This window comes from Apibacter adventoris (assembly GCF_002964975.1).
GTDB classification, from domain to species: domain Bacteria; phylum Bacteroidota; class Bacteroidia; order Flavobacteriales; family Weeksellaceae; genus Apibacter; species Apibacter adventoris.
In genome coordinates this window covers 159,050-181,195 of the sequence record NZ_PSZM01000001.1, presented here as the reverse complement: position 1 = coordinate 181,195, position 22,146 = coordinate 159,050, and the positions used below count along the sequence as shown (strand labels likewise).

The window sequence follows — 22,146 nt, the reverse complement described above, 5'->3', positions numbered from 1 at the left end:
AAAATATTAGCATAATAAAAGTAGTTTATGCAAGCAGAAGATAATAAATATTTATTTCAGGTAAACCTGAAAGGAATGATTGAATTACTTTCAGAACATATTTACAGCGCACCCAACGTATTTATAAGAGAACTTTTACAAAATGGAATTGATGCAGTAACTGCAAGGAAAAATTTAGATGAAATTGAAGGAGAGATCAATATTTTCCTAAAAGAAGAACAAGAAATTCCACAATTAATATTTGAAGATAACGGAATAGGTCTTTCAGAAGAAGAAGTACACCAATTTCTTTCCGTAATAGGGCAAAGTTCCAAAAAAAGAGAGATAGATGAAAAAGATTTTATAGGTAAATTTGGAATAGGAATGCTTTCCTGTCTGGTTGTTAGTAATGAAATTATAGTAGAAACTCGTTCACTTCTAAAAAATAAAGGAATATGCTGGAAAGGAAAAGCCGATGGAACTTATACAGTAGAGCCTACAGAGAATATGCAAATGATAGGTACCCGGGTTATCCTTACTCCAAAAAAAGAATGGAAAACCCTTTTTAAAGAAGATGAAATAAAGAAAAATGTACTATACTATGGAGATGCATTGCCTATACAGATTAATTTTATATCTAATAAAGGAAAAGAAATATTAGTAGATAAAGATCCGGTATGGCTAAATAACGATAGTACAAAAGAAGAATTATTAAAATTTGGAAAAAAAACATTTACTACTAATTTTTTAGACTCATTTAAGTTATGTTCTAAAACTGGTGATATTCAAGGAATTGCTTATATCATACCCCATAAAGTTCAATTTTCAGGAAATACCAAGCAAAATAAAATTTATTTAAAAAGAATGTTTTTATGTGAAGATGCCAAGGGATTACTTCCGGAATGGTCAACATTTGTACGTTGTATAATTAACACCAATTCCTTACGCCCTACTGCATCACGTGAAGCATTAATGAACGATGGACAAATGGTAAAAGCCAGAAAAGAACTTACACTTTGTTTTAAAGATTATTTAAAATACCTTACAGTTGCAGATACGCAGACACTTAGTCAAATCATTAAAATTCATCATTTATATATTAAAGCATTAGCTGTAGAGGATAATGACTTATTAAAAATGTTTATTGATTATATTCCTTTTGAAACCAATAAAGGGATGATGAATTTTTTATCTCTTAGAACTTATAATGAAATTATCTATTATACACCTTCATTAGATGATTTTAGACAAATACGAAGGATTGCAGGCTCACAGGGAAAAACAGTTGTTAACACAGCTTATAGTTTTGAAACAGACCTAATCGAGAAAATGAAAATTGTAATGCCTCAGATTCATTTTAGGAAAATCACGCCGCAGGATATATTAGAAAATTTTGGAGAAGTTATCACTACTTATAAGCCAGAATATCAAAATTTTGAAAAAAAAGCAAATACCTTATTGAAATTATTTTATTGTAAAGCACAAATCAAAGAATTTGATCCGGTAGATACCCCTGCAATTTATGTAGCAAATGATGAGGCTATGAATAATAAAAATATTCAGAATCTTTCCAAATCAGCGAATCCATTTGCTTCTACCCTCCATACCTTTATTAAAAAAGAAGAAGACAATATGCCTACCTTATGTTTTAATAAAGATAATGAGATAGTGCAAAAACTTTTTCATATTAAAGATTCCTTTATTTTTGAAGCAATCATTCATATAATGTATGTGCAGGCACTTATGTTAGGAGGATATCCAATAAATAAAAAGGAAATGGAAGTCTTTAATAATTCGCTATATCAGCTTATGGTTTTAGGAATGACTGACTTCATGGGAGATTTAGATTTAAACTCATAATAAATTTAGTAAAATAATATATTGATCTAAATTTTTGAAAATAATTTTTGAATAAATAATGAGATCAGCCCGATATATTTTATTAAGAATTCCAAGAAAATCCAGAATATTAGCAAGGAAATATAGCAGAAAGTCTTCCACTAGTGGAGTATTAAGTGCTATAATTTCCTCTGTTACCTACGGATTAATTCCTTTATTTAGTATTCCTTTAATGAATAAAGGATTACATTTTGATTCAGTATTATTTTATCGTTTTTTTTTAGCAGCTTTATCGGTTGCACTATTAATGCTTATCAAAAATATTAATTTTAAAATATCTTGGAAAGAATTTAAAACCTTAATCTTATTAAGCATTTTATGTAACACCTGTTCGCTGCTTTTTTTCCTTTCATATACCTTTTTGGGAGGAGGAGTAACAACAACTGTGCACTTTATGTATCCGGTATTTGTTACAATTATAATGGGAGTATTTTTTCATGAAAAAATAACTCCTAAAAATATTGTTGCTATTCTAATAGCTATATTAGGAGTAGCATTGCTATCTTCAGGTGAAGGTTTTAGAAAAATAAATTTAAAAGGAATAAGTTGTGCTCTTTCAGCAGCAATCTTCTATGCTATGTTTTTAGTTTTTTCTGTAAAAACCTCGGTTAAAGATATGCAGGTATTAAAATTCACTTTTTATATCCAAATCATAGGAGTCATATATTTATTGTGTTTTTGTTTTCTAAGAGGAACTTTTCAATGGTTTCCATTACAGGATACATCTTCTGTAATTAATATGATATCTTTAGCAATTATACCGACTATAGTGTCTACAGTAGCTTTAGTCAGTGCAGTCAGGAAAATTGGTTCCACATTAACCTCGGTACTAGGAGCTTTTGAACCACTTACTGCGGTAATAATAGGAATATGGGTATTTAATGAGCCCTTTACTTTAAAAATGTTACTGGGTATAGTGCTGATCATTACAGCTGTTTTAGGTATAATTCTAACACATGAAAAATAGAAAGATAATATTAGAGTAATAATTAAATAATGATATAAGGAAAAATGAAAAAATAGGTATTTACTTCCTGTAATCCTCATATAATATAATCCATGGACTATGGGTAAAGTAATTCCATTTCACATTTGCCAAATCTGTTTTCTCATTAATTAGCCTTTTGTAAGGATGATTATTTATACTGACCCAACAATCTGCATAAACAGCTACATCTATACCCTTTTGCTTGAAATCTTTTTTAATATATTGTGCCATCTGCCATATCACATCAGGACTAGTGTTTATTTTATTTTTTTGTTTTTCAGTAAGTAGATGGTCCAAAGAAAATGAAATAGAAAGATTATTCTTCGAGTAAGTATTTTTAACTTCTTTTCCTGTTTTTTTATCAATAATTAAGAATTGAATAGGATAACCTGATCTTTTTCTCAACATCATTCTCCAACTGAGTCTATGCCCTTCTTCCGTCCAAAAAACATCACCTTCAATAAGCCAATGGCGTAAAGGTAAAAATATCTGTATCATAAAGTAAGGAATAAAAAGATATTTTAAAACATTTATTCCTTTGAAATTAACATTATCAATGTATGGTTGTAACGTAGGGCGATTTCTAAAAAAAATTCTCCGTATAGTTTCTGGAGGATAAAAAAATACCACAAAACTTAAAGCAAAATAGGGGAAAATCCCTACTTGTAAAATTAAAGAATTAGATAAATGAAAAATTATATTTGCAATTAATGCGATTGTACGTGTTTTCTTCCATAGTAATAAAGGGACAACTAATCCATCAAATAAAATACCTAAATATGCAATAGGTAAATAAAACCATTTTTCAGTGAAGTATTTACCAATTACAGGAAAATTAGTTTTATTAGAATATAACAAACGAGTAAAAGTGCCATCCAGCCAATCCGGGTATAATTTAGCTATTGTAGCGTAAAAATATAAAATAGCAATTTGTAACATTAATACATAAGAGCACCATTGAGGCATAAAAAGAGATTTTAAACGTTTATTTCTTTTAGAATCAAATGAGCAATAAGCATTAGCTGGAAGAAATAACATTATAAAACAAATAAGAATTAAAAAGTAATAATGATTATTATAAGAAGTCTTTTGCATGAGATATTGTGCTGTCCATAATAACAAAAAGCAAAAAAGGCTTGCCTTATATCTATAGCCGATCATTACAAATAATCCTAAAATAGCCATTAATGCAAAATAAAAATACATACCATACCCTGGTAGTGGATGAAGCCATTCAAAACCTATAAAAGGAAATAAAATTCTAGGTGTAATAAGATTATTTTTTACCCATCCGGTTAAAATAGAACCGAATGATTCTATAAATAATAAAAGGCCTAATAAAATTCTGAATATAATTAATGGAGAATTATCAATTTGTAAAAATAATTTTTGCGTAAAAATTTTCAAGATTTTTATAATTTTAGTTGTAGTAAAAGTAATAAAGTTTAGCTTAAAAAATACTATTTTTGTGAATAAATCAGGTCATTATGCTTTCATATTAATAATTAGTAAATAATAAATCTTAAAAAATATATTATGAAAATGAACTATAGATTAGAACTGCAAAAACTTAGCCTTCAAATAGAAGAAACAAAAGATCAAGAAGAAAGAAAACAACTTTTAAAACAAGCAATAGATATAGCCGATATGAATAATGACTATTATGAAGGAATAGATTTAAGGTATCAGCTAATAGAAGAAGAACAAAATGTAGACTTCAGAATTAAATTATGGAAGCAGTCAATTCAACTAGCAGATTCTGCAAAGGATTTGGAAGAAAGTTTTTACTTAAGAAAAGAATTAATAGAAGAAGAAACTCTTTCTACTGCAAAATGTATAGATAGCTTTCCTGCTATGACCTGGATATTGAATGCGGTTGACACATATCCAGATAGATTTAATGAAGATGAAGTACTATGGCAATATAAATGGCTAGCAAATTCTGCCATTGATAATTCAAACGTATCCTATGCACAGATAGAAGAAGTGCTTAATGATTTAAAAATTAGACTAGAACGAAACGGATATGGATTAGGTGCCTATTATGTTCCGAAAATTGAATGGGACATATCTCGCGGATATATAGAATCAGCTATTCATACAATTAAAGAAAGAGATAATTATGGAAGAGATGGAATGTCAGATTGCGAAGCTTGTGAACAGAATCTTAAAATAAGAGTCAAATTATTAGCAGGTCAAATAGAAGAAGCCTTGCAAGATATGAATGAAATGAAGATAAAAAAACTGACTTGTGCCGAAGTACCCTTTGAAACCTATACCTATTTAACTTATTATCTTAACAAATGCCAAGTAGGAAATGCAGATGAATTTTTCAATAAAGGGTTAAATGAAATTCAAGAAAATGCTGAGCCTAATATTATAGAGGGAATTTCCAGATTAATTAATTATGCCTCGTATTTTGATAAAGAACATGCATTATTATTATTTGAAAAATATGCCAACTGGCAGTTAGGAGCAGAAGATTGCGCATTATTTAATATATCATTGAACTTTCTAAAATTATTCCAACAAGATAATATATTGGATATTAAAGGATTGAGTTCAGAGTTTCCGTTTTATAATTCCAATCAAAAGTATGATAGTCATAAAATATATAACTATTATTTAGAACAAGCTCAAAAATTAGCCGATAAATTTGATGCCAGAAACCAAACCGATAATTTTAATACCCTTTTAAAAAAAGAAATAGAATTCAATCAAGTTCATTAATCAATCAATAAATACTATGAATTATAATTTAGAGTTACAAAAATTAGAATTAAAATTAGAAACAATCACTGCTGTAGAAGATAGGATTAATATACTAAAACAAGCAATTCAGTTAGCCGATAGCAATCAAGATGTTGAATGGGGCTTTGATTTTAGATTGAGATTAATATCAGAAGAAGTATGTACATCTCATTGTGTAGAAAGTTTTTCTGCATTTTCATGGATATTGGATGCCTATGATAAAAATCCGGATATATTTGATGAGAGTGAGTTTTTATGGGAATACAAATGGATGGCTAAAGCTTCATATTGTAATGCGAATATATCTAAAGAACAAATAGAAAATATAATTGAAGATTTAAAATCAAGAATGTTAAAAAATGGCTATAGTCTGAGAGGATATTATAGCATTGTTATAGCATGGAAACAATTTTTGGGTTTACATGAAGAAGTAGATAAATATATACAATTACGAGAAAAAGAGCAGAGAGATGATATGTCCCATTGTCCTGCCTGTGAATTAGACACGAAAGTAGGAGAAGAATTGAGAAAAGGTAATATAGAAGAAGCCCTAATGATGGCAAATGACCTTATAAACAAGAAACTTACCTGTGCTCATATGCCTTTTGCAACTTTTTGCAATTTTGCATACTATCTCAACATAAAAAAGGATGAAAGAGCTTCTTTATTTTTCGAAAAAGCAATGGAAGAATTAAATAAAATGGATGAAACAGACAGCTCTATTTTAATTAGTATTTCCTTACTCATTCACTACTTGATAGATAATGATGAAAAAAGAGCATTTTCTTTTTATGAAAAATACTCCACATGGGAACTAGATGCAGATGATTATTTAAAATTTATATTTTCCAAAAATATTTTACCACTTTTCCGAAAAGGAACAAAAAAAGACTTACAAATTAATGTACAACATCCTCTTTTTTTAGAATCTGGAGAGTATGAACTTTCAGAACTATACAATTACTATTATAAACAAGCAAAATTACTCTCTGAAAAATTTGATACTAGAAACCAGAACTCTCACTTTAGTGAATTACTAGAATCTGCAATAATAAAATAGGAAAATAAATTCTTTTCTGGTTATATAATGGACAACAAAATATAATTATACATTTATAATTGATTGCATTTATGTTTCTATTAGTAAAAATTATATGAAATAAATCATGTTTTTAGAATATAATTTGTAACTTATAAAAACGAAAAAATAAATAAAAGTTCAATCACAAAAAATGTAAAAATTATGTCTAAAGAAGCAATAAAATCAACCATTCGGACCATAAATCCTGCTACAGGAAAAGAAGAAAAAGTATTTGATATCATGAGCGAAGCTCAAATAGATCAGATTGTTGGACAGGCAGATAAAGCTTTTAAAAGCTGGAAGAAAACCAAATTTTCAGAAAGAGCAGCCATAATCAATAAAGTTGCTTCTATTTTGAGAGAAAGGAAAGAAGAGTTAGGGAAATTAGCTACTATTGAAATGGGAAAACTAATTGCAGAATCAAAAGCAGAAGTTGAAATAAGTGCTCAAATATTTGAATATTATGCAAAAAATGCAGAAAAATTTTTAGCAGATCAACCTTTGGAAACTCCATTAGAATCAGCTTTTTTAAGTTATGATCCCATAGGAGTAATTCTTAGTATTCAGCCTTGGAATTTTCCATTTTATCAAATTACCCGTTCCGCTGCACCCAATATTATGGCCGGAAATACAATGGTCTTAAAACATGCATCAAATGTACCTCAATGTGCAAAAATAATGGAAGATATTTTCCATGAAGCAGGATTGCCTAAAGGAGTATATACCAATTTATTTATCCCGGGATCTAAGATGGAAAAATTAGCCGCTGATCCAAGAATTAAAGGCGTAACCCTAACGGGAAGTGAACCTGCCGGATCAGCTATTGCTTCTATGGCTGGGAAATACGTTAAAAAATCTACCTTAGAATTAGGAGGGAGTGATGCGTTTGTTGTCTTAGCAGATGCAGATATAGATAAAACAGTACAGGCAGCCTTAAATGGAAGATTATGGAATGCAGGACAAGTTTGTGTTTCTCCGAAAAGGATGATAGTTGTAAATGCCGTTGCAGAGCAATTTACAAAAAAATTAACTGAATTAGTGAAAAAAACAAAAGTAGGAGACCCAATGGACTCTCAAACTCAATTAGCTCCGTTAAGCAGTGAAAAAGCTAGAGAAGATGTATTAAAACAAGTCCAAACAGCCGTAACACAGGGAGCTAAATTAATTTATGGAGGAAAAAAAATAGACAGACCCGGAGCATTTATGGAGCCTACGATCCTTACAGAAATTAAAAAAGGAACAAAAGCTTATTCTCAGGAAATTTTTGGTCCGGTATTCTGTATTTATGTAGTGAAAGATGAGAAAGAAGCCATTGAACTGGCTAATGACACTGATTTTGGATTAGGAGGAAGCGTATATAGTAAAAATAGAGAACATGCTGTGGAAGTTGCCCGGCAAATAGACACAGGAATGGTATATATTAATCATGTAACAGGAATTTCTCCTGAATTACCTTTTGGGGGAACTAAAAACTCCGGATATGGAAGGGAACAATCACCGGCAGGAATTTATGAATTTGTAAATGCAAAACTTATCAGAATTACAGATTTTGATCATACATATTAAAAAATTTAACTTCTAAAAAAAGCCTGTAATTTCATTGCAGGCTTTTTATTGCAATTTTCGTTATAAATATAAAAAATAGAAGGCATCCTAAAATGTTTTTGCTACATATAAATATGATTTTATAACATATCGTTGTTATTTGTAATAAATATACAAACTTTGAGAAATAAATATCTATTTACCTTATAGAAAAATAATTCTATAAAGAGTATAAAATTTATGAAATCAAACATTTAATACACAGTAATAAATATTATTTAGTGAAATAATCATAGTTATTATTTGTTCAATAAAATTATCTTTGCAAAATTTATAATTAAAAAATAAAAACTATGAAAAAACATTACTGGCGATATTTCTTATCGTTTCTGCCTTATTAAGTGCACAAAAAGTGAAATTTGGTGCTAAAGCTGGATTAAATGTATCTACCTTAACAGGAGATTTAGGTGATACCTCTTCAAAAGCCGGATTTTATGGCGGGGTTTATACCCAAATTCCAATTTCTTCTTCTAAATTTAGTTTTCAACCTGAAATTTTGTTTTCTATGCAGGGAGCCAAAGAAAAAGATTCATATACTATGTTTATAGAGCATGAAACAATAAAAGCTAATTATAAATTTAACTATATAAATATACCTTTAATGCTTCAATATGAAATTATTCCTGGGCTAAGAGGGGAATTTGGGCCTCAGTTTGGCTTTATTGTAACTAAAAAATATGATATAGATAATTACTATTATTATAATAATATTTTAAAAGAAGAATTACATATTTCAGGAACAGCTAAGAATTTAAAAACTTTTGATTTTGGGTTAAATGTTGGAGCAAACTATGAGTTAAAAAATGGAGTTAATTTTTCGGCAAGATATAATTTTGGTTTAACTAATTTAATTGATGATTCAGATTATTCTGTTAAAAATTCAGTATTTTCAATTGGAGTAGGATATACCTTAAAATAAAGAATACAATTGGTAATTTTAAATATTTAAACTTAAATAAACAAATATAAAAGGACATCAAGGATTATCCTTAATGTTCTTTTTGTTTTTATATTATCTTTTATAAAATAGGAGACAAAAAATGCTACCCATTCAGATAATATAAATTTTTATTAATATTTCTGTAGTAAAAAATCGTTTATTAGAATATCTTTCAGCTTATCCGTTTTTTTGTCTGAAGTGTATGTAAAAATATCTTTATAAAATTTCTATGATTATCATAGCTCCTTTTCCAACTAATTATTTGTTGATAAGTTAAGAAATTATAGTATTTTTTTAAGAAAGGTAACCAATTATTCTTTTTGTTTAATTTTTTCATAACCTGACAAAAAAATCATCTTGATCATATCTTTAAATGTTAATCAGGTATTTCAGTTAATCTGCTGAAGAATGGATATAGTCGAAATTATTTTCTAGATTCTTTTTTTCTATCAAAGGTGATTTCATCAGAATGATAAATATTCTTCGAAAAAGCACCTTCATTATTTTTTAAATCTAAATTTTTTTATTTTTTCTTTAAATACTTTCATGTCCTTATATTCAATTTTTGTAGTAAGATAGATAAAAAGTAGAAAAAATAAATTTCCTAAGATAATCCTAAACCAAAGATTGCCGGAAGTATAATACGCAATAAGACTTAAAAAAGAACTTCCTCCTATATAAAAAATTAATTTTCTGTAATTATAAGGAATAGGATATTTTTTTTGTCCCCAAAAATAAGAAATCAGCATCATTACCAGATAAGAAAGAAGAGTAGCCCAGGCACAGGCCCAGTACCCCCAGTTGGTATACTTTAAACCTATGTAATTTAATATTATAGTAATAAGAGCGCCAATTCCGGAAATCAAAGCCCCATAATGAGTATTGTCCGAAAGCTTATACCAAATAGAAAGATTAAGATATATGCCCAGAAATGTAGAGCCGATTAAAATGATAGGGACCACCTTTAGCCCAACCCAATATTCGGGATTTCCTATATATAAACGACCAATCCAGTCTAAATTTGCTACTAAAAATAACAGTATTAAAGCACTGAAAATAGAAAAATATTTCATTAATGTAGCATATGTTTTTCCAGAGTTTTTATCGCTAGCATGTGAAAAGAAAAAAGGTTCTACTCCTAAAAGATAAGCTGTTTTAAATAAAGCAATAAAAGTAGCTATTTTATATACAGCACTATAAATACCCATCTGGATATCCGCATCTCCTTCCGGAAGTAAATATTTTAGGAATTGGCGGTCCATTGTCTCATTAACAATTCCGGCTAATCCGGCAATTGTTACCGGCCATGCATAGATAAGCATTTGTTTCCATAACGGAATATTAAAAGAATATTTTCCTTTTATCATTGTAGGAAGCAAAGCAAAAAATGTAAAAATACTTGCAATAAGGTTAGCGGCGAAAGCATAACCTATACCATAATCAATATTATAAATTTTTGTAAAAAACAAATAGCCTATTCCTTGTGTTTCAATTTGTTTGGGGATCCAGAAAATTAAAATTACAGAAAGTAAAAATATAAGGATTGAATTTAAAATTTTCAATGAAGCAAAATAAATAGCCTTGTTTTGAATTCTGAGTTTTGCAAAAGGTACAGCACACATAGCATCAGCAGCCAGAATAAATAAAAACCAAACTAAAAAATTTATTTCATCTGGGTGTTTAAAAGCTAGTGCTAATGGTTTTTTGAATAAAATACCTAAAAACAGAAAGACAACAGATACAATAAAGACGGAAGTCATAGCTGTAAAATAAACCTGATTTTGTTTTTCTTTATTCTCTTTATATTTTTGAAAAAAACGAAAAAAGGTAGTTTCCATACCATGAGTTAATAATACAGAAATAATACCTGCTGCAGAATAAAAATCTGCATAAATAGAGTATTTTGACGGTCCAAAAGCTTTTACAAGCATTGGGGTAAGAAAAAAAGGAAATACTCTGACTAATACATTGCTTAGTCCATAAATAAGAGTCTGACTAAAAAGTTTTTTATACAACTATATGGTTTTGAATAAATTATGTGTTTGTATCTCGGAAAATTTTGCTTTAATGTATATGAAAACAAATTCCGAATGTAAATTTATTGACAAATTTAATAAAATTGATTAGGTTTATAGTAAATCATTTCTTAAATTGAAAAATAAAAATAAAAGTCGAAAAGTGTTTATGAGTGCTTAAAATTTCTTCCTTACAAAGTTAATTATAACACAAGAATATTGAAGGAATTGAAAAAAAGAAAGAAGAAAAAGTAAATAGAATAAATCATAATACTCAAATAAAAGAAATAATGAAAAATAGGAGGTACTCTATCAATATTATTCCTTTGATTAAGCTGAATAACTACACTGACGAATAATTGGATGTTATATATAAGACATAGCTAAATAAAATAAATCGGATATAAATCTATGAAAAAAATATACTTTCTGCATGGCTATCAAACTTCAGGAAAAAAATTTAAATGCCTGCAAGAGTTTTATAAAGACTCTAAAGAATATTTACCCATAAACTGGGAGTGGGATGAATTTATGGACATCCCTAAATTTATAGAAAACAAAATTAAAATTTTGAAAGAAGATACCGGAGAAAAAATATTGATGGCAGACAGCATGGGCGGAAATTTAGCATGGCATATTATCAATCAAATTCCTGAATTACAATATGTGATGACTAACCCGGTGTTTTCCGCAGAACAAATTGTTGAACAAGAAAAAATCTTACCAGAAATGAGAGTTAAAATTTTTTCAGCAACTTCTCAAACTATTAAAAATAAAAATATAAGATTGATAATATCTTTAAATGATAAAGTATTGGATCCTGAACATTATAAAAAAGTTTTTGGAGAAGAAATATCCGTTTTGCAATTAGAGGATGAGCATTCTATTATAAATATGGCTCAATATATGCCTTTAATTCACACCATAATTCAAGATGCATTTATAAAAAAATAAAATTCATTTTCTTAGTTTTTATTTTTTTATCTTTTCTCATATAAATTTTCTCACACAATTTTGTGAAAGAAAAAATTATGAAGGGAATGCAATAATTTCCTTTAGAAAAAATTTTCACTTTATATTCTAAAGAATGTAAAATATATTTTTTATTTAATAAAGTGAATGGGTTTTTATTTATTCTATCAATAAGCAAAAATTTTCACAAATAAATTTATATTATATCTTATTTTCATTTCTATAGTTTAAGAGAGTGTAAATATATAAAGTTATTCTGACGATTAGAAAATATGTAGTTTTATATAAGTTGGTTATAATTAAAATTTTAAATATATAAGTAAATATATTTTAATTTGTTACATTATTTTATATTAAATACATATATAAAATATTAGAATTTATTTTGTATATGTAAAAATTATTTTTACATTTGTACTATAAGTTGTGTTTATGTTTAAAGTCTCATTTCTTAGTTTTCAGCATTAGTTTATACTTTAAAGTAAACAACCTTAAGAACCATTTTAGACTTTGGTCCTCATACTCAATAAAAGTATGAGGGCTTTTTTATATATAAATGCATGATTTTTAATAAATTATATCGTGTATAATAGGAGAGTTGGATTGGGGAAATACACAATAAAATATGTTTATTATAAGGATTTAATAAGCAATAAAGACAAAGAAAATGTATTTTTTGCTTTTATATAAATTTTTAAAAATATAAAAGTTTGAGAAAATTTAAACCTGGAAATTAAAAAAAATTATTTTTTTCTTAGTCAAACTTATTTATAGTAAGCAATCTTTTTTAAATGGAATTAATAAATTTATGAAACGGTATGATATTTTTTATACAAATAATAGTTAAAGACCTTATTTTTTGAAAAAAATGATGTTATATAAATCTAAGCTAAAAAAAGTGGTTTATAAAATTCTTATAAACTGTCCAAAATAGATAAACAATTAATTTAATAATATTTAAGATCTAAACAATCTCGATTGTATATGAAGCATAGAATGTGTTATTCGTAGCTAAATGGTTCATCCAATCTCTATCTTTAAATTCACCTGTATAATGTACTCGATCGCAACGTCCATACCAAGGTTCTATACACACAAAAGGAGCATTTGCAGAAGGAGACCAAAGTCCTACTAGAGGTGCATCGAAATGAAGGCGTATGTAAGGTTCTTTATTAGGAGAAAGTAAATCGATCCGGGAAACTTGATTATTTTCAAAAATAAGAGCATCATGGTCAAAAAGAGTAGAGGTAATAGGTAATAATCCGTCTTCTAAATGTAAAGAATGATAATCATCTTGTACACATCCTTTTTCTTTTATCAAGAGATATTTTAGATTATGGTTAACATTAAAGTTAAAATATCCTTTACAATTTTTTTCGTGCTTGTTATCTTTGTACATAAAGGCAGGATGAGCTCCTATCTGAAAGTACATTTCAGAATCACCGGTGTTTTTTACTTTCCATAGAACTGTAATTTTTTTACCCTCTAGTTTATACGTAATTTCTAACAGAAAAGGGAATGGATATATGGCTAAGGTTTGCGGATCGCTTTCCAGAATGAAGCAAATTTCATTTGGTTGAGAGTGAAGCAAGGTAAACTCTCTATCGCGAGCAAAACCATGTTGTTTCATTTTATAAATAATTCCCTTATGCTTATATTCTCCATTCCATACACTCCCCACGATGGGAAATAATATCGGAGCATGTCTTTTCCAGAATATAGGGTCGGCCTGCCATATATATTCCTCATCAGTAAAGTTGTTTTTTATACTGCAAAGCTCTGCTCCCAAAGGATTTATTTGCAAAGTTAGTTCTTCATTGTATAAAACTTCCATATTTTTATTACATTATATTTCTATTACAAAAGTATTTATTCTTTTATAAAAGATATGAAGGTTACATATTAGATTATACTTCTGTAAAATTATTATCTGTTTAAGATTACAGCTATGAATTTTAATCCATAAAAGAAGCAAAGTTTTCATCATATTTAGTTGGAATAAATTCCGTTATTTCATAATCGGCAATTTCATTTTGGTAGAAAGGATCTTGTTTTAAAATTTCCATTAATTCTTTTTTATCTAATTTATAAGTTAAAATAACTCCTCCATTTTGGGAATTTTCCTTCCTGAAAAAATAAATTTCTTATTTTTATACCAAGTGTCTAAAAATTGGATGTGAGCATCAATAAATTTTTCAACATCTTTGATTTCTTTTTTGTATGATAAAAATACAATGAACATTTATTTTATAAGGATTGAATAATCTTTTCAATGGATAATCGGGATTTAGGAGATATGGAAGGTTGGTTATGGTCATTTTCATCTCTATACCCGATAGCAACTGCAAATAAAGGTTTGTATTCTCCTGTTTTTACTATTTCTGCATATTTTTCTTTATTGATTCCTTCCATAGGGGTAGAATCTATTTCCATACAAGCACAAGCACTTAAGAAAAAGCCTAAAGAAAGATATACCTGATGTTGCATCCAGGATTTGATTCCAGATTCAGGAAGAGTTTTTATAAACTCTTTATAAAATGTTATAGATCCTTCTGGTAAATAAGGTTTCATTTGATTTTCCAATTTAGCAATATCATCTATAGCAGTAAAAATGACCAGATGACTCGCTTCTTTGATTTTATGTTCATTCCAGTAAGAAACTTCCGCTAATTGTTTTTTCAGTTTTTCATCAGAAATGAAAATAAATTTCCATGGCTGACAATTGATAGAAGATGGGCAAAGTCTTAGAATCTTTTTTAGATCTTCAATTTTTTCTTCGGTTATTTTTTTGTTTGGATTATACTTTTTTGTGGTATATCTATTTTCTGCAATGTTTAAAAAATTCATGTATATTTTTTTTAATTAATCTCTATATTTTTTAATAACAAATGTGTATATAATTTTTTTTGTCATGCAATATAAGATAAAAAAGGCAACAAATAGATTTTTTATTTAAAAAAAAACAGTAATAGTATTAATAAATAATTATAGCTTTTAAAGTAAGAACAGTATTCCATACAATCAATTTTTAATTTATAAATCATTTATTAAGGGTATGGTATTAAGGGATATTAATAAAGAATGTAAGATTTTCATAGAGAGAAATTGAAAAAAGTACATCTAAAATAAAATACTAATTTAAAATCTAACAAAACCCATATGAGTAGATACAATATAAAAATAATTAAAGTTTTTCAATTATAATTAGGTAAAAAGGAAATAAAGATATTATTTATTCAGTTCAAATAGTTCGATCAAATAAATATTATTAAAAAATGAAACTACATTTAAATCTATTATTTTCAAAAAAGTATGAAATAATTAACCATTTTATTATATAGAAGAAATACTTGAAAAAAAATTGTTTTGATCTGAAACAATTAATAATATAAAAGAGATATTTTGTTTATAACTGGGGAATAGAAAAATGTTATATGTATAGTTTCGCAAGTTTTTTTGCTATAAATCCGAAACTTCAATTATTTGTACTATTAGGCTCAAAAAATTATCTAATATATCATGTTGTAAAAATTGGCTAGAAAGCTCGCCGAATTCCTGTGCAAAAAACACAAATAATATGTTGTAAATTATCTATAATGATACTTTTTCGATAAAATATAAAAATTTATATATCAAGCTAAATGAAAAATGAAAATAGAAACTAAGAGTATAAAATTATTGAGCAAATTTCATGCAAAGGATAAAATAAAAATAAAAAAGCTAATATATTTATTTGGAATATATTAGCTTTTATTTTGCGGAGAAAGAGGGATTCGAACCCCCGGACCTGTTACAGTCAACAGTTTTCAAGACTGCCGCAATCGACCACTCTGCCATTTCTCCGGTTTCCCATACTTTAATTCTGGGATTGATTTCTTAAGCGGTTGCAAATATACAAACCTTTTTTATTTTTCCAAATTTTTTTAAATGGAAATGTCTATAGTTGTAGATAATAAATCTTCTAAATTTTCTCTTCTTCTTATTAAATGAGCCTTACCATTAAGTAAAAGAACCTCTGCAGGAAGTAAACGAGAATTGTAATTAGATGACATAGAAAAGCAGTAAGCACCAGCATTTTCCAGACATAGCAAATCTCCCATTCGTATTTCAGAAATTTTTCTATTAGATGCAAATGTATCTGTTTCACAAATATACCCTACTACGTCATATATTTGTTCTTTTCCGGCAGGGTTTGAAATATTAGTAATATTATGATATGCATGGTAAAACATTGGGCGTATTAAATGATTAAATCCACTGTTTATAAAAGCAAAACTTCTATATGGGGTATCTTTTACAACATTTACTTCAGCCACAAAGAAACCACATTGACTTACTAAAAATTTTCCGGGTTCAAAAATTAAGCGCAAAGGCTTACCATATTTTTCAATAAATTGATTAAAAAGATCACTTAATTTTTCTCCAAGTTTTTCAATGTTTGTTTGTTTATCATCGGGTTTATAAGGAACTTTAAATCCGCTTCCAAAATCTAAATAAGTAAGATTAGGAAATTTATCTGCAATAGCAAAGAGTACTTTAGCTCCTTGTAAAAATACATCAATATCTAGAATATCTGATCCTGTATGAATATGAAAACCTTCAATATGTAAAGAAACTTCCTGGGTTAATTTTATTATGTCTTGTACTTGCTCTATAGATATTCCAAATTTAGAATTTACATGTCCGGTTGAAATATTTTCATTTCCTCCGGCTTTTATGTGTGGATTAATACGTATTCCGATAGGGTAGTTTTTAAATTCCTGAGCAAATTTCCTAAGGAACGGGAAATTATCTATATGTATTTTTACTCCTAATTTTGTAGCTTCCCTAATCTCATTAAAATTTACTCCGCTAGGAGTGAATATGATCTCCTGAGGTGAAAATCCTGCCTTAAGTCCTATTTCTATTTCTTGTATAGAAACAGCATCTAAACCGGATCCAAGCTTACGTATAAATTTTATTACATTTATATTGGTATTTGCTTTGCAAGCATAATTAAGTTTTACATCTTTTACAGAACTAAAAGCTTTAAATAAACGGGTATATTGCTTTTGAATAATAGAACTATCATAAATATAAAGTGGAGCACCATACTCATGTGCTAGGTCTTCAAAATGCTGCATTCTTGCTAATTCCATAGTTTAATGAAAAAAAAGTGTTTTGCAAAGTTAAAAAAATTACTAAGCTTTTATTTTAAGTGGGTATATTTTGTTCTTTTTTTTATAAAATATTGAAAAACAATATTTTTTTTATCAAAATAATCAGGCAATCCGGCTTTTCTTTTTTTTAGATATTTAGGTAACATCTTATAAACAGAAAAATGAGCACGTATAACAGCCCAACAATACTTCCACCCATTAGAAAAAATAAAGTTGATCCCGGCAAAACCATCTAATATAAGGCGTAAGAGGAATATCCATAGTACTTTGCTTGCAGGAAGGTTTTTAATTAACATCAAAAGATTATTTCTAAAATTTAGATAAGTTTTATGGGGGTTGTAAGGATCTAAAGTTCCACCACCATAATGATATACTGTAGATTCGCCACAATAAAAAATTTTTCTTCCGACATTTTTTAATCTCCAGCATAAGTCAATTTCTTCCATGTGTGCGAAAAAATCGTTGTCAAAACCTTTTTGTCCCCAGAAATCTTTTTTTCGTATAAACAGGCAAGCTCCGGTTGCCCAAAAAATTTCCTGATTGTTATTATATTGTCCTGAATCTTTTTCAATGCTGAAAAAAATTCTTCCACGACAAAAAGGATACCCCAAATTATCAATAAAGCCTCCTGCTGCTCCTGCAAATTCAAATTTGTTTTTTTCTCTATAACTAAGTATTTTGGGTTGTATAGCCGCAATGGATGCGTCTTCTTTAAATAAAGAAAGAATTGGAGAAATCCAGTTTTCTGTTACTTCTACATCTGAATTTAAAAAACAATAAATATCTTCTGATATTGATTTTAAACCTTCATTATAACCACCGGCATATCCATAATTTTTTTGATTATGGATAATTTTTATATTGGGAAAATGTTCATTCAGATAATTAATGGAATCATCTGTGGAAGCATTATCGATAATATAAATAGAAGCTTCGGAGCTATAAGTGATAATTCCGGAGAGAAATTTTTTAAACCAGGTAATTCCATTATAATTAAGAATAACTATGGCTACAGTTGGTAATCTTTTCCGCTGGTATATTTCCATCTTTTATGAGACCAAAGCCAAATGGCAGGGTGTGTTTTTATGTTTTGAGTAAGTTCTTTATAAAATTTTTCAACGATTTCATTTTCCTTGAAATATTCTTTATCAGGAGTAATTCGTTTTAACCGAGCTTCATATTTTCCTCTTTTAATTTTAACCATATCCACATATACAATAGCATAATCTTTTTTTCGAGCAATTTTATCATAACCGTTAAAGGCTGGTGTTAAACGATTAAAAAAATTCAATTCATAATGGATTCTACCTAAAAAAGGACTTTGATCTGCAACAAAAAGAAAAATATGCGAACCGTCATTGGGCAATTTAAGCATAGTTCTTCCTACTTCTTTTACAGTAAGGGGGATAGCTCCAAAACGGGAGCGTGATTTGTGTACTTCCTGATCAAAAAAATTACTGGCAACTTTTTTATATACCGCATAAGTGTTTTTTTGATATAAATCGTTTGAAATTCCCGTTAGCCACTCCCAGTTAAACATATGTCCGATGAGTAATATAACATCTTTCTTTTCATCCAAACATTGTTTTGAGATTTCCAAATTAGTAAATTGTATTCGCTTATCATAGTCTTCACCTTTCATTGAAAATGTTTTAATAAGTTCAACTATGAAATCTGAAAAATTTTTATAAAAATCTTTTTCAATTTGTTTCCTTTCTTTTGGAGTTTTGTCAGGAAAAGCAATTAATAAATTATTTTTTACAATTTTTTTTCGGTACCCAATAAAATGATAGGTAATAACATATAATATAGAAGAAAAACCATAGAGAATAGAAAATGGTAGCCGAGATAACAGAATAAATAAACTCTTTATTAATTTTTTCAAGTTGTTTAAAATATTAAAGCAAAAATATGAAAAGAAAATAGATTAATATAGATAAAGATAGTATTATATTATTAATATAAATAACTATATAATTTTATTATTAATATATGCTTTACTATATTTGTTTTATGAAAAAGGCATACGTTCTTTTGTTTATGTTTATAGTAAATTGTTATATATCGCAAAATATTATTTCTGTTAATGATCTAAAATATGTAGAATCATCCTATTCTATGGAGGAATTAATTAAAAAAGTATTAATATCTGATGGTTATAGTGATTGTGTTAATGTTGAAAATGTAGTTTTTTCTCCCAATTTAAATTATAAACAACGTAATTATGGGTATTTTAATAAAGAAAATACAGGTTTTCCATTTAAAGAAGGTTTATTTTTATCTACAGGCTATGCCTCATCTATTGGGAATATGATTTCATCTGTTTATTCATCTAATGTATTAGGAAATGGAGGGGACATGGATTTAATAAAGGCTTTACAAGCTGAAAATCCAGGAATAAGTATTAGTAAAATGTTTGATAGCTCATATATAGAATTTGATTTTGTACCTCTTAAAGATGAAATAAGTTTTAATTACTTATTGGCATCTTCAGAGTATACAAAATCATATCCATGTAGTTATACAGATGGATTTGCTTTACTTTTAAAGAAAGTAGAAGATGCCGATTATGTAAACCTGGCAGTTCTTCCGGATAATACTCCGGTAAGTGTTACAAATATTAGACCTAAAGTAGGTACATATTGTTTAGATAAAAATATAGAATTTTATGCAGGAGCATATAAGGAACTCAACGGTATACCTAAATCCGTAGGTAATTATCTTCCTTTTGAAATGAATTTTACCGGAAGAACAATTCCTCTTACAGCTAAAGCTAAGGTAGAACCTTTTGTGAAATATCATTTTAAATTCGTAATTGCAGATTATTTGGATCCTATATTAGATTCTGCTGTATTTTTAGAGGGAGGCTCTCTTAATTTAAGTGTTAAGATAACAGATAAAAATGGAATTGATTTGGATAAAGAAGTATATAAATGCAAAAATGAACAAATTTCTTTATTTGCAAAATTATCTTCTCAAGCCAAATACTTAAGCTTTAAATGGTACTATAATGGAGTTTTACTTTCCGGGGCTAATACATATAAAATTGATGCTTTAAATCCAGGAATTTATACTGTTGTAGCTGTCCCTGATATCCCTGGAAATCAAACATGTTCAGTAACAACGTCTGTTGAAGTTAAAGATATTAACCAATCTCTTAAGATTTTAGGAAATTTAGAATTTTGTAAAGGAAAATCTACAATTTTAAGCACAGACAAAATCTATTCAAAATATAGTTGGTCAAATGGACAGAGTATAATATCAACACAACCTACATGTGAGGTAACAGAACCGGGAACTTATACGTTAAGAATAAAAAATGATAAAGGATGTGATGCCGTATCTTCTGTACAAGTAGAAGAGTATCCCGCGCTGAATCCAGAAATCAAAGGGAATTTAAAATTTTGTAAAGGAAAAACTACAATATTAAGCACAGACAAAATCTATTCAAAATATAGTTGGTCAAATGGACATAATGTTATATCAACAGAATCAACCTGCGAGGTAACAGAAGCGGGAAAATATACCTTAAAAGTAATCGACAAGAACGACTGTGAAGGAGCAGTAAGTGTACAAGTAGAAGAGTATTCCGAGCTGAATCCAGAAATCAAAGGGAAATTGAAATTTTGTAAAGGAAAAACTACAATTTTAAGCACAGACAAAATCTATTCAAAATATAGTTGGTCAAATGGACATAATGTTATATCAACAGAACCAACCTGCGAGGTAACAGAAGCGGGAAAATATACCTTAAAAGTAATCGACAAGAACGACTGCGAAGGAGCAGTAAGTGTACAAGTAGAAGAGTATCCCGAGCCGAATCCTCAAGTCATAGGAAACTTAACCTATTGCCAAGGTGGATTTACCGAATTACAAGGGAACGATGGATATGTCAAGTATACCTGGAGTGGCCCAAATATAAAAGGCGAATCACCCAATCGTATCCATAAGGTAGATCAACCTGGGAAATATACCCTAAAAGTAATCGACAAGAACGGCTGCGAAGGAGTAGTAAGTGTAAAAGTAGATGAAAATAAAATTGATGTACATATTATTGGTGAGAAAGAATTTTGTGAAGGAGATAGATTAACATTGTCATCAAATAAAGTTTTTGAAAGTTATGAATGGTCAGATGGTATTAATACACTTTCTAATAAATCAGAATTTGTAGTAACAAAATCAGGTACTTATTATCTTACGGTAAGATATAAAGGATGTACTAAAATTACTCAGATTACTGTAAAAGCAATACCATATCCTACTATAAGTCAAGTTATAGTATCTAGTATTGAAGGAAAAGCAGAAGTAATCGTATACCCTAAGGGAAATTATATATATTCATTAGATTCATTTACTTGGCAATCATCTAATATTTTTGAGAGTTTAAATGTCGGATTTTATAAAGTATGGGTAAAAACTTTGTTAGGATGTACATCAGGTCCTTTTAATTTTAAAATTACAGATATTCCAAATATAATTACTCCTAACGGGGATGGAATTAATGATATATGGAAATTAAAGAATTTAAGTGTAGGAACCCAAATACAAATTTATAATAGATATGGAAAACTTCTATTTGAAAAACAAGTTATTAATAAAGATGAAATAGTAGAATGGAATGGAAAATATTTAGGTAGAAAAGTTGAATCTTCTTCTTATTGGTATGTTATTACCTTGACTAATGGAAAGAAAATAACAGGTTGGATAGCAGTAAGGAATTATAATGAATTAGATTAATTTCTAAATAAATAATAAAA

Annotated in this window: 15 protein-coding genes and 1 tRNA gene; 8 read left to right on the top strand and 8 right to left on the bottom strand. The window is 28.2% G+C overall.

Annotation, left to right across the window (positions count from 1 at the left end):
• The first annotated feature begins 27 nt into the window (after nucleotides 1–27).
• Both C4S77_RS00930 and C4S77_RS00925 read left to right on the top strand, forming a co-directional pair.
• On the top strand, nucleotides 28–1,839 hold the full coding sequence (locus C4S77_RS00930) for an HSP90 family protein (RefSeq protein WP_105245369.1): 1,812 nt from the start codon (nucleotides 28–30) through the stop codon (nucleotides 1,837–1,839).
• 58 nt (nucleotides 1,840–1,897) lie between these two features.
• Complete coding sequence (locus tag C4S77_RS00925; protein ID WP_105194302.1) at nucleotides 1,898–2,845, top strand: DMT family transporter; 948 nt, start codon at nucleotides 1,898–1,900, stop codon at nucleotides 2,843–2,845.
• Between the two features lie 60 nt (nucleotides 2,846–2,905).
• Here the strand turns inward: C4S77_RS00925 and C4S77_RS00920 are convergent, their stop codons facing one another.
• On the bottom strand, nucleotides 2,906–4,273 hold the full coding sequence (locus C4S77_RS00920) for an HTTM domain-containing protein (RefSeq protein ID WP_317614902.1): 1,368 nt from the start codon (nucleotides 4,271–4,273) through the stop codon (nucleotides 2,906–2,908).
• A gap of 129 nt (nucleotides 4,274–4,402) precedes the next feature.
• Between C4S77_RS00920 and C4S77_RS00915 the strand changes: the two genes are divergently transcribed.
• The 4 genes from C4S77_RS00915 (at nucleotide 4,403) to C4S77_RS00900 (ending at nucleotide 9,222) form a co-directional block, all read left to right on the top strand.
• Nucleotides 4,403–5,596: a hypothetical protein gene (locus C4S77_RS00915; RefSeq protein ID WP_105245367.1), complete on the top strand. Its 1,194-nt coding sequence runs from the start codon at nucleotides 4,403–4,405 to the stop codon at nucleotides 5,594–5,596.
• A 16-nt stretch (nucleotides 5,597–5,612) separates the two neighbouring features.
• A complete protein-coding gene (locus C4S77_RS00910) occupies nucleotides 5,613–6,677 on the top strand; it encodes a hypothetical protein (RefSeq protein WP_105245365.1) in 1,065 nt (354 codons plus the stop codon).
• 183 nt (nucleotides 6,678–6,860) lie between these two features.
• The gene (locus tag C4S77_RS00905; protein ID WP_105245363.1) at nucleotides 6,861–8,264 is read left to right on the top strand and encodes an NAD-dependent succinate-semialdehyde dehydrogenase; all 1,404 of its coding nucleotides are present in this window, start codon (nucleotides 6,861–6,863) and stop codon (nucleotides 8,262–8,264) included.
• A 346-nt stretch (nucleotides 8,265–8,610) separates the two neighbouring features.
• Nucleotides 8,611–9,222, top strand: a complete 612-nt coding sequence (locus C4S77_RS00900) for a porin family protein (RefSeq protein WP_105245361.1) — start codon at nucleotides 8,611–8,613, stop codon at nucleotides 9,220–9,222.
• Nucleotides 9,223–9,743: 521 nt separating this feature from the next.
• Here C4S77_RS00900 and C4S77_RS00895 read toward each other — a convergent pair.
• Entirely contained in the window at nucleotides 9,744–11,258 is a 1,515-nt protein-coding gene (locus C4S77_RS00895; RefSeq protein WP_105245359.1) for an oligosaccharide flippase family protein, read from the bottom strand.
• A gap of 411 nt (nucleotides 11,259–11,669) precedes the next feature.
• On the opposite strand from C4S77_RS00895, the gene C4S77_RS00890 reads away from it, so the two are divergent.
• Nucleotides 11,670–12,212, top strand: coding sequence for a hypothetical protein (locus tag C4S77_RS00890; protein ID WP_105194296.1), 543 nt, complete (start codon nucleotides 11,670–11,672; stop codon nucleotides 12,210–12,212).
• Nucleotides 12,213–13,194: 982 nt separating this feature from the next.
• On the opposite strand, the gene C4S77_RS00880 is transcribed toward C4S77_RS00890, so the two are convergent.
• From C4S77_RS00880 to C4S77_RS00850, 6 genes are all read right to left on the bottom strand, one after another.
• A complete protein-coding gene (locus C4S77_RS00880) occupies nucleotides 13,195–14,064 on the bottom strand; it encodes an aldose 1-epimerase family protein (RefSeq protein ID WP_105245355.1) in 870 nt (289 codons plus the stop codon).
• Nucleotides 14,065–14,477: 413 nt separating this feature from the next.
• Nucleotides 14,478–15,077, bottom strand: coding sequence for an NAD(P)H-dependent oxidoreductase (locus tag C4S77_RS00870; RefSeq protein ID WP_105245354.1), 600 nt, complete (start codon nucleotides 15,075–15,077; stop codon nucleotides 14,478–14,480).
• 911 nt (nucleotides 15,078–15,988) lie between these two features.
• Nucleotides 15,989–16,073, bottom strand: a tRNA-Ser gene (locus C4S77_RS00865).
• An 80-nt stretch (nucleotides 16,074–16,153) separates the two neighbouring features.
• Entirely contained in the window at nucleotides 16,154–17,368 is a 1,215-nt protein-coding gene (lysA, locus tag C4S77_RS00860) for a diaminopimelate decarboxylase (RefSeq protein ID WP_105245352.1), read from the bottom strand.
• A gap of 50 nt (nucleotides 17,369–17,418) precedes the next feature.
• On the bottom strand, nucleotides 17,419–18,435 hold the full coding sequence (locus C4S77_RS00855) for a glycosyltransferase family 2 protein (protein WP_105245350.1): 1,017 nt from the start codon (nucleotides 18,433–18,435) through the stop codon (nucleotides 17,419–17,421).
• A complete protein-coding gene (locus C4S77_RS00850; RefSeq protein WP_181042767.1) occupies nucleotides 18,399–19,274 on the bottom strand; it encodes a lysophospholipid acyltransferase family protein in 876 nt (291 codons plus the stop codon). Before C4S77_RS00850 ends, C4S77_RS00855 begins: the two co-directional genes overlap by 37 nt.
• Nucleotides 19,275–19,402: 128 nt before the next feature.
• On the opposite strand from C4S77_RS00850, the gene C4S77_RS00845 reads away from it, so the two are divergent.
• Nucleotides 19,403–22,126, top strand: coding sequence for a T9SS type B sorting domain-containing protein (locus C4S77_RS00845; protein WP_181042766.1), 2,724 nt, complete (start codon nucleotides 19,403–19,405; stop codon nucleotides 22,124–22,126).
• The last annotated feature ends 20 nt before the right edge of the window (nucleotides 22,127–22,146 follow it).

What these genes read in the sequence shown, in the direction of transcription:
- lysA (WP_105245352.1), bottom strand. Translation starts at nt 17,368, where the DNA reads ATGGAATTAGCAAGAATGCAGCATTTTGAAGACCTAGCACATGAGTAT.
- C4S77_RS00915 (WP_105245367.1), top strand. Translation starts at nt 4,403, where the DNA reads ATGAAAATGAACTATAGATTAGAACTGCAAAAACTTAGCCTTCAAATA.
- C4S77_RS00925 (WP_105194302.1), top strand. Translation starts at nt 1,898, where the DNA reads ATGAGATCAGCCCGATATATTTTATTAAGAATTCCAAGAAAATCCAGA.
- C4S77_RS00880 (WP_105245355.1), bottom strand. Translation starts at nt 14,064, where the DNA reads ATGGAAGTTTTATACAATGAAGAACTAACTTTGCAAATAAATCCTTTG.
- C4S77_RS00905 (WP_105245363.1), top strand. Translation starts at nt 6,861, where the DNA reads ATGTCTAAAGAAGCAATAAAATCAACCATTCGGACCATAAATCCTGCT.
- C4S77_RS00855 (WP_105245350.1), bottom strand. Translation starts at nt 18,435, where the DNA reads ATGGAAATATACCAGCGGAAAAGATTACCAACTGTAGCCATAGTTATT.
- C4S77_RS00930 (WP_105245369.1), top strand. Translation starts at nt 28, where the DNA reads ATGCAAGCAGAAGATAATAAATATTTATTTCAGGTAAACCTGAAAGGA.
- C4S77_RS00870 (WP_105245354.1), bottom strand. Translation starts at nt 15,077, where the DNA reads ATGAATTTTTTAAACATTGCAGAAAATAGATATACCACAAAAAAGTAT.
- C4S77_RS00845 (WP_181042766.1), top strand. Translation starts at nt 19,403, where the DNA reads ATGAAAAAGGCATACGTTCTTTTGTTTATGTTTATAGTAAATTGTTAT.
- C4S77_RS00890 (WP_105194296.1), top strand. Translation starts at nt 11,670, where the DNA reads ATGAAAAAAATATACTTTCTGCATGGCTATCAAACTTCAGGAAAAAAA.
- C4S77_RS00910 (WP_105245365.1), top strand. Translation starts at nt 5,613, where the DNA reads ATGAATTATAATTTAGAGTTACAAAAATTAGAATTAAAATTAGAAACA.